Origin of the sequence: Pseudomonas sp. N40(2020), assembly GCF_014472415.1 — a bacterium.
In the GTDB taxonomy this organism is placed as follows: domain Bacteria; phylum Pseudomonadota; class Gammaproteobacteria; order Pseudomonadales; family Pseudomonadaceae; genus Aquipseudomonas.
The window spans coordinates 38774-54824 of the sequence record NZ_JACSZV010000034.1 but is presented as its reverse complement, the minus strand read 5'-3'; the positions used below and the strand labels follow the sequence as shown (position 1 = coordinate 54824).

Here is a 16051-nt window from a genome sequence, read left to right as displayed (position 1 = left end):
AAGCTGATGCCTTGTATCCCCTGCCATCTGCCAAGAAGAAGTGAACCACCACCATGGGTCGAGTTGTTGCCGCTGCGGTGTACAGCGCGGGTAAGAAAGTCACCAATATTGCCATCGATGAGGGCGCGGCCTGGGCCGCCAAAACCGGGCACTTTGTGTGGATCGGTCTCGAAGAGCCAGACGCTCAGGAACTGGCCAACCTGCAACGTCAGTTCAACCTGCATGAACTGGCGATCGAAGATGCTCTGGAAAAACACAGCCGGCCGAAGCTGGAAACCTTTGGCGACGCTTTGTTTATCGTTACCTACTCGCCGATTCGCGAACACGGGGTTCTGCAGTTTATCGAGACCCACATCTTCGCCGGCAAGGGTTACATCATCACGGCGCGTAACGGCCACTCGGCGTCCTACGCCCATGTCCGCCAACGTTGTGAGGCACGTCCACTGTTGCTGGAGCATGGGGAAGATTTCGTACTCTATGCGTTGCTCGATTTCGTCATCGAGAACTATCAGCCAGTAGGCGAAGCGATCCATGCCGAGATCGATGAACTGGAACGCAACGTGTTGTGCAGTGCGTTGAATGAACGTGACGTACAGAAACTCCATGGCCTGCGCCGTGATGTGGTGCGCCTGCGCCGTTACGCAGCCCCTATGGTGGAAATCAGCGAGGAACTGCAGAAGCTGAGTTTCCCGTTCATCGACAAGAACATGCGCCCGTACTTTCGCGATGTGCAGATTCACGTCACTCGGCAGATGGAAGACCTGACGACACTGGCCGACATTGCCAGCCAGACCATCGAGATCGGAGTGTTGCTGGAAGCGTCACGGCAGAGCGTGGTGCAGCGCAAGTTTGCGGCATGGGCGGCGATTCTGGCGTTTCCGACCGCGGTAGCGGGGATTTACGGAATGAACTTCCAGAACATGCCGGAGTTGAGCTGGCACTACGGCTATTTTGCCGTGCTGGGGTTTATTACGGTGGGGTGTGTGAGTTTGTGGGCGAGTTTCAAGAAGTCAGGGTGGTTGTAATTCTGTGGTGAGGGATTGCTCCCTCATCACAAATTCCGCATCAGACTTTAAACAGCTTTAGCTTCAGGCTTGTGCGCCACAAAGCGCATCATCCACTCCGCCACCGTAGCGCCATGATGCTCTTGCTCCAGGCTGGCCAAGCCTTTGCTATAGATCTGCGTGCCCAACGCTTCCTGACGCAGATCCAGCAGCGCACGGGAATAGTCGTGAATAAACTCAGGATGCCCCTGGAAGCACAGCACCTGGTCGTTGATGTGGTAAGCCGCAAACGGGCAGAAATCGCTGGAAGCAATCACCGTGGCGTTTTCCGGTAGCGCAGTCACCTGATCCTGGTGGCTGATAAGCAACGTCAATTCTTCACGCACCGGGCTCATCCACGGCGCCTTGGCCGCCAGTTTGTAGTTGTGAGTGCCGACGCCCCAACCTTGCGTGGCGCGTTCGCTCTTGCCACCGAGGAGCAGCGCCAGCAGTTGATGACCGAAACACACGCCAAGCAACTTGTCGCCTCGCTCGTAACGAGTCAACAGATAGTCCTTGAGGGTCTGGATCCACGGATCGGTGCCAAACGAATCGGCCTTGCTGCCGGTGACCAGGTACGCGTCGAAAGTCTGATCATCGCTCGGGTATTCGCCCTGCATCACGTTGTAGACGGTGAACTCGGCGGCAATCGGCTGCTGCGAGAACAGGCGCTGAAACATCTGCCCGTAACCCTGATATTGATCGACCAGTTCCGGACGCAGGATGTCGGTTTCCAGAATGCAGATGCGTAGCGACATAAAAAATACCTGACACGTGATGGGAATAATGAACACCCCAGAGCCTGCCTTGAAACACCCTGGCAAGGCAAGCCCCGGATTGGCTTCCCACCCTTTAGAACAGCTCCCCTTTCGCCGCTTTTTCCAGTAACAGGGCCGGTGGCGCGAACCGATCGCCATATTGTTCGGCCAGATACTGCGCACGGGCGACAAAATCCTTCACCCCGTATTGATTGATGAACTGCAGGGCACCGCCGGTCCAAGCAGCGAAGCCGATGCCGAAGATCGATCCGACGTTGGCGTCCGCCGTCGAAGTCAGGACACCCTCCTCCACGCAGCGCACGGTTTCTATGGCTTGCACGAACAGCAGGCGATCGCGCACATCCTTCGGCGAAATTTGCCCGTCAGCCTTCTCGAAGCGAGTCTTCAGCTCGGGCCACAAATGCTTCTGGCTACCAGCCGGGTATTCATAGAAACCGCCACCAGCGGCCTTGCCGGGACGCTTGTATTCATTGAGCAACAAGTCAATCACGGCGAACGCCGGATGATCTATCAGCGGTTTCTCTTCCGCTTGCAGGTCTTTGGCCGTTTGCTTGCGGATATGGCTCATCAGGCTGAGGGAAACTTCGTCAGAGATCGCCAGAGGCCCGACCGGCATCCCGGCTTTGCGCGCTTCGGTCTCGATCATCGGTGCGCTCACGCCCTCGCCGAGCATGGCGATGCCTTCATTGGTGAAGGTACCGAATACCCTCGAAGTGAAAAAGCCGCGACTGTCGTTGACCACAATCGGGGTTTTCTTGATTTGCAGAACGAAATCGAAACCCCGCGCCAGGGTTTCCTCGCTGGTCTGAGCGCCTTTGATGATTTCCACCAGCGGCATTTTCTCGACCGGGCTGAAGAAATGAAGGCCGATGAATTTGCTCTGATCGGGTACGGCAGTCGCCAGCCCGCTGATCGGCAAGGTCGAGGTGTTGGAGGCAATTACAGTGTCGGCGCCGACAATTTCCTGCGCGGCCGCCGAGACTTTGGCTTTCAGTTCGCGATCCTCAAACACCGCTTCAATGATCAAATCGCAACCGGCCAGATCGGTATCGGTTTCAGTCGGATGAATTCGCACCAACACCGCTTCGCGCTGTTCAGCAGTCATTTGCCCACGGGCTACTTTCTTGTCGAGCAGCGCTGCCGAATGGGCCTTGCCCTTCTCGGCGGCAGCGAGGTTGATGTCCTTGAGCACCACTTCGATGCCGGCCGAGGCACTGACAAAAGCGATCCCCGCGCCCATCATGCCGGCGCCGAGTACGCCGACTTTCTGCGTTTTATAAGGCGCAAAGCCCTGCGGCCGTGAGCCACCAGCATTGATCTCGTTGAGCTGAAACCAGAACGTGCCGATCAGGTTTTTGGAGATCTGGCCGGTGGTCAACTCTGTGAAGTAGCGGGTTTCAATCAGGTGCGCGGTGTCGAAATCGACCTGAGCGCCCTCCACCGCCGCACACAGAATCTTCTCCGGTGCCGGCAGCGTGCCTTGGGTTTTGGTGCGCAGGATCGACGGCGCTATCGCCAGCATCTGTGCGACTTTCGGATTCGACGGCGTACCGCCCGGGATCTGATACCCCTTCACGTCCCAACGCTGCACCGCCGTCGGATTGGCAACGATCCACGCGCGAGCCTTGGCGAGCAGTTCATCCCGATCCGTCGCCAGCGCATCGATCAAACCGGCCTGTAACGCCTGTTGCGGACGAACCTTTTTGCCTTCGAGCAGATAAGGCAGCGCCTTCTCGATGCCAAGCATACGCACCATGCGCACCACCCCGCCGCCGCCCGGCAACAAACCGAGAGTCACTTCCGGCAGACCGAGCTGCACGGACGCATCGTCCAACGCTATCCGGTGATGACAGGCAAGACAGATTTCCCAACCACCGCCCAGTGCCGCACCGTTGATGGCCGCGACCACCGGTTTACCTAAAGTTTCCAGAGTGCGCAGTTGCCCTTTGAGGGTCAGCACCATGTCATAAAAGGCTTTGGCTTCGGGCTTGCCAACCTTGATCAACTCATTGAGGTCGCCGCCGGCAAAAAAAGTTTTCTTCGCCGACGTGATGATGACCCCGGCAATGCTGTCTTTTTCCGCGACAAGTCGGGCGACGCAGGCGGCCATGGCCTCACGGTAGACCGCGTTCATGGTGTTGGCGCTCTGGCCCGGCATGTCGATGGTCAAAACGACGATCGCGTCCTGGCCTTTTTCGTAACGAATGGCTTCGCTCATAACAGGGTTCCTTGAATTCGGGACTCAGAGACGTTCGATGATGGTGGCAATGCCCATGCCGCCGCCGACACACAGCGTCGCCAGGCCGTAGCGCAGACGCCGGGCTTCAAGTTCATCGAGCAAGGTGCCGAGGATCGCGCAACCGGTGGCGCCCAGCGGGTGGCCCATGGCGATGGAACCGCCGTTGACGTTGACCTTGTCCGGGTCAACCGCCATGTCTTTGATGAATTTCAGTACTACTGAGGCAAACGCTTCGTTGACCTCGAACAGGTCGATGTCTTCCACACGCAAGCCAGCCTTCGCCAGCGCTTTGCGAGTGGCCGGCGCCGGGCCGGTGAGCATGATGGTCGGATCGGTGCTGGTGACCGCCGTGGCGACAATGCGCGCCCGAGGCTGCAAGCCCAGCGCCCGCCCCTTGGCTTCGGAGCCGATCAGCATCAACGCCGCGCCATCGACGATTCCGGAACTGTTTCCCGGTGTGTGCACGTGATTGATTCGCTCGACATGGCTGTAAACACGCAGCGCGGTCGCGTCGAAACCCATTTGACCGATCATTTCGAAACTCGGCTTGAGCTTGCCCAGCCCTTCCAGCGTCGATTCGGCGCGAATGAACTCATCGTGATCGAGCAAGATGATGCCGTTTTGATCCTGCACCGGCACCAACGATTTGTTGAACGAGCCATCGGCCCTCGCCCGCGCGGCTTTCTGTTGTGAGTACAGCGCGTAGGCATCGACGTCCTGGCGGCTGAAGCCTTCCAGGGTGGCGATCAAATCCGCCCCCACACCCTGTGGCGTGAAGTGACTGTGCAGATTGGTCTGGGGGTCCAGCGCCCAGGCGCCGCCATCGCTGCCCATCGGCACCCGCGACATCGACTCGACGCCGCCGACCACCACCAAGTCTTCGAAACCCGAGCGCACCTTCATGGCACCGAGGTTGACCGCTTCCATTCCTGAAGCGCAGAACCGGTTGATCTGCACACCTGCCACGCTAACGTCCCAATCGGCCACTTGCACGGCGGTTTTGGCGATGTCCGAGCCTTGATCGCCAATCGGCGTAACGCAGCCGAGCACAACGTCATCGACCTGGCTGGTATCCAGTGAGGTGCGCTCTTGCAGCGCGGTCAACAGACCTGCCACCAGATTTACCGGTTTGACACTGTGCAAGGAGCCGTCGGCCTTGCCTTTGCCACGGGGCGTGCGTAACGCGTCGAAAATCAAAGCTTGGGTCATGACGTCCTCGAACCTGCGCGGTGAGTGAATTTCGTACTGTCACTGTTGTCCCCGACGGTCACGGATTCAATGACCACAGCGCTCAATGACATTGACGCGCACGCTCAGACGGACGGTCATCGGCGATTGGGTGAACCGGTTCAGGTCGGCGAGTTGTCTAGCAAGCGGGCGGCAAAGAAGCTGGCAATACGCCTCATGCCTTTTTAATCACACTCAGCAGCAAGTACATATGAAATGGATCTAAGCCAAGCGTGACGCGGGCCCTAAGGTAAGACATGTACGTCATGGCCGTCGGGTTTTGCCGAGGCAGGCGTCATTCAACAGGAAGTGCAGCGCTTGCCGTCATGGATATGCAAGCAAGCATCAGGAAATAACAATAAAGGCGGTCAAGCCATGTTCAAACAACCGAAAGTTCGTCAAGCAGGACTCATTCTTTTCGCCACGACGCTGTTGTTGATTTTGCCGAACCTGACCAAGGTCATCGGCTGAGTTCAAGCGGCAGGTGCTGTAATTCGCCACTAAAAATGTGACTGGCCCGCTACCCGGGCCAGAGTGGCTGTGCCAACCTTTGCGCACTTCCACGACATGGACGGCGATCATTTGAAAGCGCTCATTGTGTTTGGGGCCATGCTGCTGAGCATGCCCTTGTCTGCCGCGCAACTGGATCTGCAGTTGGGCGCAAATAGCCGCACCTGGAAGACCGAGGAGCTGCTCAAGCATCCTCAGGTACAAACGCTCACGGTAAAAAGCGACGTGTCCTACAAGAAGGACATGACCTATCGCGCCTTGCCCGTCGCGGCGTTGCTGACCGGCATCAAACCTGAGGATCATCTGCAAGCGGTCGCACTGGATGGCTTTGCCGCCGAGCTTGCCGCTGCGCCGTTGCTCAATCAGAAAGGCGCGCGGGCCTGGCTGGCCATCGAGGACCCGGCCAAACCCTGGCCGCCGTTGTCAGAGGGCAAACACAGCGCCGGGCCGTTTTATCTGGTGTGGACCGATCCGCAAGCAGGGAATATCAGCCCGGAACAATGGCCGTTTCAAGTCGCCAGCATCAAGCGCATGGCGCCGGTGGCCGAGCGTTTTCCTGCCCTCCGGCCAGATCCTGCGTTAAAGGCCAATGACCCGGTCATTCAGGGTTTTGCGCTGTTTCAGAAAAACTGCCTCGCGTGTCATCGCTTGAACGGCGCAGGGGATGCGCAGTTCGGGCCGGATCTGAATATTCCGTATAACCCGACCGAGTATTTCGGTGCAGATTTCCTCAAGCGCTACATTCGTGATCCGCAGAGTTTGCGCCAGTGGCCGCAGGCGAAGATGCCGGGCTTTTCTGCGGATGTGCTGCCGGATGGAGATTTGCAGATGTTGATCGGGTATTTGCAGCACATGGCCGGGCGCAAGGTTAAGCCCTGATCATTCGAGTTCTTCGGTGTTATCACTGGCCTCATCGCTGGCAAGCCAGCTCCCACAGGGTATGCGCCGACTTCAAATCAGCGGATATCCTGTGGGAGCTGGCTTGCCAGCGATTGCGGCATCTCGAATCTTATTGCTGCTGCACAGAGATCACCGGCACCGGCATCGGCGACACAAACACCTTCGCATGCATCTGCTCACACCCACCACCCCGGCGCATGCCGCGCACCGGGCAGGCATCGAGGTAATCCAGACCGACCGCCAGTTTCAGGTGCCGCTCCGGCCGCGCCAGTTCATTGGTCACGTCAAAACTGTACCAGGCGTCATCCAGCCACGCTTCCGCCCAGGCATGGCTGGCCAGGTGTTCGCAATCCTCGCTGTACAGATACCCCGACACATACCGCGACGGAATCCCCAGGCTGCGCGCGCAGGCCAGAAACGCGTGGGTGTGATCCTGACAAACGCCCGAGCGCCCGGCGAAAGCCTCGGCAGCGCTGGTGTCGACTTCGGTGGAACCCGGCGTGTAGGTCATGTGCTGATTCAGGCCGTGCATCAAATCGATCAGTGCGGTGCGGTCGCGACGCTGCTTGCAGGATTTTGCCGCGAACACGCGTAGCGCCTCATCCGCCTCGGTCAACCGGGTGAACCGCAGAAACGGCAACGCCGACTGGCTTTCATGCTCGGCCTCACGCAATTCGTCGATGTCGACCTGACCACGAGCACCGATGATGATCGCTTCGTGCGGCTCGTCCATGGTTAGCACGTGCAGGATGTTGCCGAACGGATCGAGTTGCGCGCGCACCGGGCGCGGCAGGTCGAGCTGCCAGCTCAGCACATGCTGCCGCTCGCTGTCGTGGGGGGTCAGTCGCAAGTACTGGATGCTCGCCCGCACCTGATCTTCGTAGTGATAGGTGGTCTCGTGGCTAATGGAAAGTCTCATGCAGCCTCCAGGTAGGAACTGTGAATGGCGTTGCCCAACTGGCGCACCAATGGGATGAACTCGGTCAGCCAGGCGTGCAGGCCTTCCTCAAGAATTTCGTTGATGCCGGTGTAGCGCAAACGTGCGTCCATTTCGGCCGCCAGACGTTGCGCGGGACGACCGTTGGCGCCTGGCAACTGGGCAAGGATCTGGTCGATTTCTTCGGTGCAGGCACGCAGGGATCGTGGTACATCCGCGCGCAACAACAGCAGCTCGGCGACATGTCGGGCGCCGGGCGCATCGCGATAGATTTCGGTATAGGCCTCGAACGACGACAACGCTCGCAGCAACGCACTCCACTGGTAATACGCGTGGGCCGTCCCGTCACTGACGGCTTCGGCCTGATCGCCAGCCATCTCGTAACGCGCGTCGAGCAGTCGCAACGTGTTGTCGGCGCGCTCGATGAACGTCCCCAGGCGAATAAAGCGAAACGCATCGTTACGCATGATCGTGCCGTAGGACGCGCCACGAAACAGGTGCGAACGCTCCTTGATCCATTCACAGAAGCGGCTCATGCCATAGCGGCTCAGGCCCTGTTCGGCGATCCCGCGAATTTCCAGCCACGTTGCGTTGATGTTTTCCCACATGTCTGCGGTGATGCGCCCGCGCACCGCGTGCGCGCTGGCCCGCGCCGCGCCGAGGCAGCTATAGATGCTCGCCGGATTGGCGGCATCGAGGGCGAAGAAATGCAGCAGGCGTTCGGCATGCAAAGCACCGTGACGCTCGAGGTAATCATCCAGGGTGCCGGTAATCAGCAGCGGCATGGCCAGTTCGTGCAAACCGTCACCGCGACCGTCTTGCGGCATCAGCGACAGCGAATAACTGATGTCGAGCATCCGCGCGAGGTTTTCCGCCCGCTCCAGGTAACGCGACATCCAATACAGATCCGAGGCAGTTCTACTTAACATGGCAAGCTTCCTTCAATCCTCGACCACCCAGGTGTCCTTGGTTCCGCCACCCTGGGAAGAATTCACCACCAGAGAGCCTTCGCGCAGGGCGACACGGGTCAAACCACCGGGCACAACCCGGGTTTCGCGACCGGACAAGACAAATGGCCGCAAGTCGATATGGCGCGGCGCAATGCCGTTTTCGACAAAGGTCGGGCAGGTCGACAGCGACAGCGTCGGTTGCGCGATGTACGCGTGGGGCTTGGCCTTGATGCGCTCGCGGAAGGAATCGATTTCCGCGGTTGTCGCAGCAGGCCCCACCAGCATCCCGTAACCACCGGAACCCTGGGTTTCCTTGACCACCAGATCCGGAAGATTGGCCAGCACATGGGAAAGTTCAGACGGATTGCGACACTGCCAGGTCGGTACGTTCTTCAGGATCGGTTCTTCATCGAGGTAGAAACGGATCATGTCGGTGACAAACGGATACACCGATTTGTCATCCGCCACGCCCGTGCCGATGGCGTTGGCCAGCACCACATTGCCGGAGCGATAGGACGACAGCAGGCCCGGTACGCCAAGCATCGAATCCGGATTGAACGCCAGCGGATCGAGGAACGCGTCGTCGAGGCGGCGGTAGATCACGTCCACCGCTTTCGGGCCATCGGTGGTGCGCATGAAGACCTTGTCATCGCGCACAAACAGATCCGCACCTTCCACCAGTTCGACGCCCATTTCTCGAGCCAGAAAGGCGTGCTCGAAGAACGCACTGTTGAAGCGTCCCGGCGTCAGTACCACCACGCTCGGATCGTCAATCGGGCTTGAGCTTTTCAGCGTGTCGAGCAGCAGGTTCGGATAATGATCGATAGGCGCGATACGCTGGGCGGAAAACAACTCCGGGAACAGACGCATCATCATCTTGCGGTCTTCAAGCATATAGCTCACGCCGCTCGGTGTGCGCAGGTTGTCTTCGAGCACGTAATAGGTGCCGTCGCCGTCGCGCACCAGATCGACGCCGGAGATGTGCGAATAGATATCGCGGTGCAGATCCAGCCCTTGCATCGCCAACTGATACTGCTCGTTGGCCAGCACCTGTTCGGCGGGAATAATCCCGGCCTTGATGATGCGCTGCTCGTGATAGAGGTCGGCGAGGAACATGTTCAACGCCTTGACCCGCTGGATGCAGCCGCGCTCGACAATCCGCCACTCACTGGCGGGAATGCTGCGCGGAATGGTGTCGAAAGGAATCAGGCGCTCTGTGCCCTGCTCGTCCCCGTAGAGCGTGAACGTGATGCCGGCACGATGGAACAGCAGATCGGCCTCGCGGCGCCGCTGGGCCAACAGCTCGTCAGGCGTGTCAGCCAACCACCGGGCAAACTCCCGGTAATGCGGGCGGACCTGGCCGCCGGCATCGTACATCTCATCAAAATAGGTGCGGATCATGCCGTACTCCTTGTCACCCGGACATCCAGACCATCGCAAGGCCCGTGCCATCGGCATAAACGCTTTGATTTCAATCGGTTGGATAATCACGCCACAGACGCCGCACCATTCCTGTGCGACAAATGCCCCAACCTGATTGCCCCCGCCTCATTGCGACGCAGTGCTGTCGCCTATCACCAGCATAGTCAGAGTTGATTTCACTGCTCGCGGCTGGCTGCGGATAATCCGCGCATCCGCTGAAAAAACTTCCCCCGATGAAGCCTTCAGCCCAATCGATCCGGATTGCCTTTGCGGCCCTCAAAGCCTTAACCCTGACCGGTTTCCTCTCCTTATCGGTCTTCCCTTTTAGCCACCCTCTCCGGTGGCTTTTTTTTGCCTCGGATTCTTGTTTCAGGGTTTTGCCACGGGCATTCAAGCAAGCCGAAAACGACAACGGCCAACCCGAAGGTCAGCCGTTGCTTGCGTTGATTACCAGAGATCAGTTCAAACGGTAGCGGTTACGCACCTCCTGCTTGACGCCCCAGCCTTCGATGATTCCACCCAAGGGCTCGACCACCGCCGAAAAGCCCTGCTCGAAATCGCCGATATCGTCATAGGTCGCGTACATAACTTTGCTCAATTCCAGAGACCACGCGCCGTCGTCGCGCGCACTGACCTGGGCATTGATGGATTCACCGCGAAACTTGCCTGCCGCCCTGCGCGCCCGCTCCTCGTCCGGGAAAATGGCGTAAAACTCGATGGGATGGAATCGGGAAAAATCGAAACCGCCTTCTTTCATGCGGCGCAGTACATTGCTGCTGATGTCTTCTTGATAGGCTGTGCTCATGAATCGTCCCCCTCGGATAGATGGATAGACTTTCCGTATTCCCGCCCCGGGCCTTACTGGCCAAAGTACTACGGCAACGTGGTTGCGCGCGGGAAACAAGCATGTAGCTGACAAGACCAGACCTTAGCGATCCGTTCGCTGATCTCGCTTGCAGAGTAGCCCCAAGATAGAGCTGCTGCCAAGGCCTGGTGATTGAAGTGACAGGAAATTTCAGACGGGAGTGATGCTGAGGATTTCTATGCTGTTCTGGTTTTTGAGGCTTTTGACGGCCGCATCGGGCGTACGCCCTTCCAGATCGTTGAGATCCAGTTCGGCGGCGACGGGCAGGAACCGTCCCTTGATGAGTTTGGCGGCGTGCTCGTGATTCGGACATTCCTCGCACTCGAAGACTTCGTCGACTGATTCACCATGATCATTCACGAAAGTGACTTTCCACTTTTGCATCGGAGCCTCCTCGATCAAACCCGCAAATGGGCTTACCTCTATCTCGACTTTTGGCCGGATTGATCGTTCAAAAGGATTGCTGCGAGCGAACATGAAAAAAGTTACATCCGCTGTTGGAGTTGCCGCAGGCTGCGATCTTTTGACTTTAAAAACAGGATCAAAAGATCGCAGCCTGCGGCAGCTCCTACACGGTTTTACGTGATTTTCAGTCGTTACCTGGCTTGTTGATCGCCTGCAGTACGTACTGCGGCAGCGCAAACGCACCGATGTGAATTTCCGGGTTGTAGTAGCGAGTGACAATGCCGCTGCCGATGAAACGCTGTCGCAGGGTTTCACGGCTCAACTTGCGGTAGGCCGGGTTGGTCGAACCCCAAGCGAACGTCATCGAGCCGCCGATATAGGTCGGAACAGCGGCCTGATAGAAATGCCAGTCCGGAAACAGGCTGCGCAGGCGGCCGGCAGTGGTTTTGACTTCGTCGATCTGCATGAACGGCGTGCCGTTCTGAGTCACGAGGATGCCGCCTTCGTTCAGGCAACGGTGGCAGGCCTGGTAGAAATTTTCCGAGAACAACACTTCGCCCGGGCCGATCGGGTCAGTGGAGTCGGAGATGATCACGTCGAATTTCTCGGTGGTGGTGGCCACAAAACGCATGCCGTCATCGATCACCAGGTTCAGACGCGGATCGTCGTAGGCGCCCTTGGAATGGTTCGGCAGGAATTGCTTGCACATTTCGACCACGGTGCCGTCGATCTCGACCATGGTGATGTGCTCGACACTGCCGTGCTTGGCCACTTCACGCAGCATGCCGCCGTCACCGCCGCCGATGATCAGCACGCGCTTGGCGGTGCCGTGGGCGAGGATCGGCACGTGGGTGAGCATTTCGTGGTAGATGAATTCGTCGGCTTCGGTAGTCTGGATCACGCCGTCAAGCGCCATTACCCGGCCCATTCGCGGGTTCTGGAAGATCACCAGATGCTGGTGTTCGGTGCGCACTTCGTGCAGCAGTTTTTCCATGCGAAACCGCTGACCGTAGCCTTCGTAGAGGGTTTCCAGGTACTCACTGGTTTTGGTGACGGTCATGGTGACGTGCTCCGATGAATGCGCGGGCGCCAATCGTGGCGACGATTGTCCGGGAAAGGCGCGCATTCTACGTTGCCGAAGATGACAGGTCGAACCTCGCGCCATCGGCTTGGCACAATCCATGTGGTAGCTGGCTTGCCAGCTACCACAGGTTTCGAGTTGTTCTCGAAAGTAGCGGCTAGATTCGGACATTCCCCCGCGGCCCGGCGATTGCCCAGATGATCAGGCCCAGCACCGGCAGGAGGATGATCAGCAGCACCCAGACGATTTTCATCCCGGTGGACGCGCCGCTTTTCAGCACATTAATGATGGCCCAGATGTCGAGGGCGAGAATGATCAGACCGATCAGACCGTTAAACGTCGAACCCATGGTGTCGCTCCAGAATAGTGGCATGCACTTTTAGGATAGACGGGCCAGCGCAGGGTTCCCTTTTATTACGCTCAGACGTGAACGGCGATCTTCAGCGCTTCCAGCGACGGAGCGGCGGCGATGCCGACCTCGGCGCACAGTTCCAGCACCCGTGGCACATCGTTGCCGTAAACCAGCACCACTTGCAGTTCATCGTCGAGCAACTGACTGAAGTTCATCAGCGTGTAACCGCCGTTTTCCTTGCTCAGACTGCTCATCTGCACCTGGATACGGTTGAGTGCGGTCAACGCTTCGGTCTTGGCCAGTTGCTTGGGCTTGAGGTTGAAATCCACGCCCGGGCCGAACGAAGCAACAATCTGCGCGAACAGGTCGACGTAGGTGTCGGCCTGAAACATTACGGTTTCCGGCAGGCTGCCGACGACGACCCATTCGCCCAGCGGCATCGGGAACGTGTCGTCATAGTTGATGTCCGGATTGGCGGCCAGAAACGCGTCGGCATCGGCGTAGGCCTGAGCGGCTTCATCGGCCACGTTCAGGATCTCGTCCTCGCCCATGCAGCCGGAACTGATTTTGCTGATGAGTTCGACGAGTGCGGCTTTCATAAGGGCGGATCCTATGGCGAGGGTAGATTTTGAGGGCGCGAAGGATAGCGCAGAAAAGCAAAAGATCGCAGCCTTCGGCAGCGCCTACAGAAGATCAGTGCAGGCGCTGCCGAATGCTGCGATCTTTTGACCTGATCAACCCAGCAGTTTTTCCAGCTGCGCGGTGGTATCGACCGCGCCCATGGTCCGCGCGGCGTCCAGCGCGGAAACACCATTGGCATCCTTGGCTTTCGGGTCGGCGCCCTTGCTGATGAGGTAATCAACGATTTCAACACGGTTGAACATCGCAGCCATCATCAGCGCAGTGCGGCCATCGAAGGACGAGCCTTCAACCTGCGCGCCACCCTCGACCAGCGCCGAGACTACCGCCAGATCGCCTTTGAAAGCAGCACCGGCAATCGGGCTTTGGCCATTGTCGTTGCGAACTTCCGGGTCGGCCTTGTGTTCCAGCAGAACTTTCACGGTTTCCACATGGCCGTGGTAAGCCGCGAGCATCAGCAATGTGTCGCCCTTGTGATTGCGAAGATTCGGTGGCAACCCTTTAGTCAGCAGCGCCGCCATCATCGCGGCATCCCCCTCACGCGCCTTGTTGAAAACCTGCTCGGCAAATTCGGCAGCTTCTTCAGGGGTCATCTGGCGGCTTTGGTCGGACATTAGGCAACTCCACTTCGGTCAATCGGAAAGCCGACAGTTTTCCCGAGCAAGACGATAGCTGTCACCCTCTTTTTCTCAAGATTGCCTATAGCCACAATCAATAACGGTATTTGCCCTGATGAATTTCAGCCAAAACTTCATCGGTGACCTGCACATAGGTCTGCGTGCCGGGCAGCCAGGCGAAGATCGGGTCATCGCCCGTCTGGCCGGGGTCGAAACCTTCTTTTTTCAGCCGGGTTTTCTGGTATTTGAAGGTGCCGGTGGTTTCCATTTTCACCTTCACCCGCAAAAACAACGGTACGGCGTAGGCCGGCATGCGGTGCCTTGCAAAGGTCAGCAGTTCCGCAAAATCCAGGGTCGCAAGAGATTCAGCCGGGGTTATCGCCGCCATCCCGGCGCGACCGTTGGTGTTGCAGATTTCCACGCCATACGCCACCGCCTCGGAGATGTGCGGATGCTGTAGCAGAAGGTTTTCGACTTCTGTGGTCGAAACGTTTTCGCCCTTCCAGCGATAGGTGTCGCCAAGCCGATCAACAAACTGGGCATGACCGAAGCCGATATTTCGCAGCAAGTCACCGGTATTGAAGAAACGGTCGCCTTTGTTAAACACATCATCCAGCACGACCTTGGCGGTCTTCTGCGGATCGGTGTAACCGTCCAGCGGTGCCTTCTCGTCGATCCGTGCCAGCAGCAACCCCTGCTCGCCCTTGCCGACCTTGCGCATGAAACCGTCATCGCCACGGAGAGGCTCACCGCTGTCGTGATCGTAGGCGACCAACTCCCAGGCCATCAGGGAAAAGCCGATGGTGTTGTCAAAGTTGAGGATGTTGGTGAAGCCGATATTGCCGTCGCTCGCCGCATACAGTTCGCAAATGTGATCCACCGCAAACCGTGTCTTGAATTCCGCCCAGGCGCCCGGGCGCAAACCGTTGCCGATCATCTTGCGCACGCTGTGACGGTTGTCATCGGCACTGGCCGGTTGATCGACCAGATAGCGGCACAACTCGCCGACGTAGCCGATGGTGGTCGCGCGATAGCGGCGTACGTCGCTCCAGAACTGGCTCGCGCTGAATTTGCGGCGGATCGCAAAACCCGATGCGCCATTGATCGCCGAGCCCCAGCACACGCAAAGGCCGGTGGCGTGGTACAGCGGCAAGGTGCAATAAACCACGTCGTCCGGGCGCATATTCAGTGCGATCATGCCGAAACTGGCGGAACTGCGCATCCAGCGGCCGTGCTTGAACACCCCCGCCTTGGGCAGTCCGGTGGTGCCGGAGGTGTAGATGTAGAAACAAGGGTCATCGAAAAATACTTGCTGGCTGCTCGACGGATTATCGCTGCTGGCGTCGGCACTGGCGCTGATCAGATTGACATAGCCCTCGGGCGCAATGCCCGGGTGGCTATAGGTGTCCTGATCCGCGACAAACCAAGTGCGCTGCGGTGCAATCGACACCTGATCGCGCACCGCAGCAAATGCGGGCACCAACTCTTCGCCGACCACGATCGCCACCGGCGCAACAAGGTTCACGCTGTGGATCAGTGTGTCGCGGGTCTGCGAGGTATTGAGCAGCGCGCTGACAGCGCCGACCTTGGCCAGCGCCAGTATCGTCACCAGCAGTTCCGGGCGATTTTCGACGAATACCGCCACCACGTCGCCCTTGCCGATGCCCTGCCCGTTCAGATAGTGGGCGATACGATTGGCCCACTGGTTGACCTGCGCATAGGTCAGCAACACATCGCCCTGCAATAACGCCGGGCCATCAGGATTGCGCAGAGTCGCTTGTTCGAATGTCCAGCCAAGGCCACAGCTTTGAGTCGGATCCGTGACGTTGGCCACCTTCATGCCTTTGACCACCCGAGGGATGGCTTTGGCAATCATCGGCAGTTTGCGGAGCATCATGCCCCAGGTAATCGTGTCGCTTGGCGCGTGACTCATGGAAGCTCCCCGTTCGGCCTTGGCGTTGGCCGGTGTTTTTATTGTCGGGCGACTGGGTGAGGCAACCGGCGATCTTGTGCGACGGTCGAGACCGAAAATACGTCAGCGCTTCTCGGCCTGTACACGCGGTTTTTGCAATGTTTTGTATCCGC

At 58.5% G+C, this 16051-nt stretch carries 15 protein-coding genes; 2 read left to right on the top strand and 13 right to left on the bottom strand.

The features are described from left to right. The first annotated feature begins 53 nt into the window (after positions 1-53). Positions 54-1025 (top strand): magnesium and cobalt transport protein CorA, encoded by a 972-nt coding sequence (locus tag IAI51_RS20470; protein WP_187680097.1) that lies wholly within the window; start codon positions 54-56, stop codon positions 1023-1025. Between the two features lie 47 nt (positions 1026-1072). Here the strand turns inward: IAI51_RS20470 and IAI51_RS20465 are convergent, their stop codons facing one another. The 3 genes from IAI51_RS20465 to IAI51_RS20455 form a co-directional block, all read right to left on the bottom strand. After that, a complete protein-coding gene (locus IAI51_RS20465; protein WP_187680096.1) occupies positions 1073-1801 on the bottom strand; it encodes an amidotransferase in 729 nt (242 codons plus the stop codon). A gap of 94 nt (positions 1802-1895) precedes the next feature. Continuing rightward, positions 1896-4040, bottom strand: a complete 2145-nt coding sequence (locus IAI51_RS20460; protein WP_187680095.1) for a 3-hydroxyacyl-CoA dehydrogenase NAD-binding domain-containing protein — start codon at positions 4038-4040, stop codon at positions 1896-1898. 24 nt (positions 4041-4064) lie between these two features. Next, positions 4065-5270, bottom strand: coding sequence for an acetyl-CoA C-acetyltransferase (locus IAI51_RS20455; protein ID WP_187680094.1), 1206 nt, complete (start codon positions 5268-5270; stop codon positions 4065-4067). Between the two features lie 585 nt (positions 5271-5855). On the opposite strand from IAI51_RS20455, the gene IAI51_RS20450 reads away from it, so the two are divergent. Next, the gene (locus IAI51_RS20450; protein WP_187680114.1) at positions 5856-6677 is read left to right on the top strand and encodes a c-type cytochrome; all 822 of its coding nucleotides are present in this window, start codon (positions 5856-5858) and stop codon (positions 6675-6677) included. Positions 6678-6807: 130 nt separating this feature from the next. Here the strand turns inward: IAI51_RS20450 and IAI51_RS20445 are convergent, their stop codons facing one another. The 10 genes from IAI51_RS20445 to IAI51_RS20400 form a co-directional block, all read right to left on the bottom strand. Next, positions 6808-7617, bottom strand: a complete 810-nt coding sequence (locus tag IAI51_RS20445; protein ID WP_187680093.1) for a transglutaminase domain-containing protein — start codon at positions 7615-7617, stop codon at positions 6808-6810. Then, complete coding sequence (locus tag IAI51_RS20440) at positions 7614-8564, bottom strand: alpha-E domain-containing protein (RefSeq protein WP_007914063.1); 951 nt, start codon at positions 8562-8564, stop codon at positions 7614-7616. Before IAI51_RS20440 ends, IAI51_RS20445 begins: the two co-directional genes overlap by 4 nt. A 12-nt stretch (positions 8565-8576) precedes the next feature. Continuing rightward, positions 8577-9986, bottom strand: a complete 1410-nt coding sequence (locus IAI51_RS20435; RefSeq protein WP_187680092.1) for a circularly permuted type 2 ATP-grasp protein — start codon at positions 9984-9986, stop codon at positions 8577-8579. Between the two features lie 478 nt (positions 9987-10464). Beyond that, entirely contained in the window at positions 10465-10812 is a 348-nt protein-coding gene (locus IAI51_RS20430; protein WP_003223226.1) for a ribonuclease E inhibitor RraB, read from the bottom strand. A 210-nt stretch (positions 10813-11022) separates the two neighbouring features. After that, on the bottom strand, positions 11023-11256 hold the full coding sequence (locus IAI51_RS20425) for a hypothetical protein (RefSeq protein ID WP_187680091.1): 234 nt from the start codon (positions 11254-11256) through the stop codon (positions 11023-11025). Positions 11257-11461: 205 nt separating this feature from the next. Then, positions 11462-12337, bottom strand: a complete 876-nt coding sequence (gene speE / locus IAI51_RS20420; RefSeq protein WP_187680090.1) for a polyamine aminopropyltransferase — start codon at positions 12335-12337, stop codon at positions 11462-11464. 178 nt (positions 12338-12515) lie between these two features. Further along, entirely contained in the window at positions 12516-12707 is a 192-nt protein-coding gene (locus tag IAI51_RS20415; protein ID WP_016773784.1) for a PLDc N-terminal domain-containing protein, read from the bottom strand. A gap of 71 nt (positions 12708-12778) precedes the next feature. Continuing rightward, the gene (locus IAI51_RS20410; protein ID WP_187680089.1) at positions 12779-13309 is read right to left on the bottom strand and encodes a hypothetical protein; all 531 of its coding nucleotides are present in this window, start codon (positions 13307-13309) and stop codon (positions 12779-12781) included. Positions 13310-13444: 135 nt separating this feature from the next. Further along, entirely contained in the window at positions 13445-13963 is a 519-nt protein-coding gene (locus tag IAI51_RS20405) for an ankyrin repeat domain-containing protein (RefSeq protein ID WP_187680088.1), read from the bottom strand. 97 nt (positions 13964-14060) lie between these two features. Further along, a complete protein-coding gene (locus IAI51_RS20400) occupies positions 14061-15899 on the bottom strand; it encodes a long-chain-acyl-CoA synthetase (RefSeq protein ID WP_187680087.1) in 1839 nt (612 codons plus the stop codon). Positions 15900-16051: the final 152 nt, after the last annotated feature.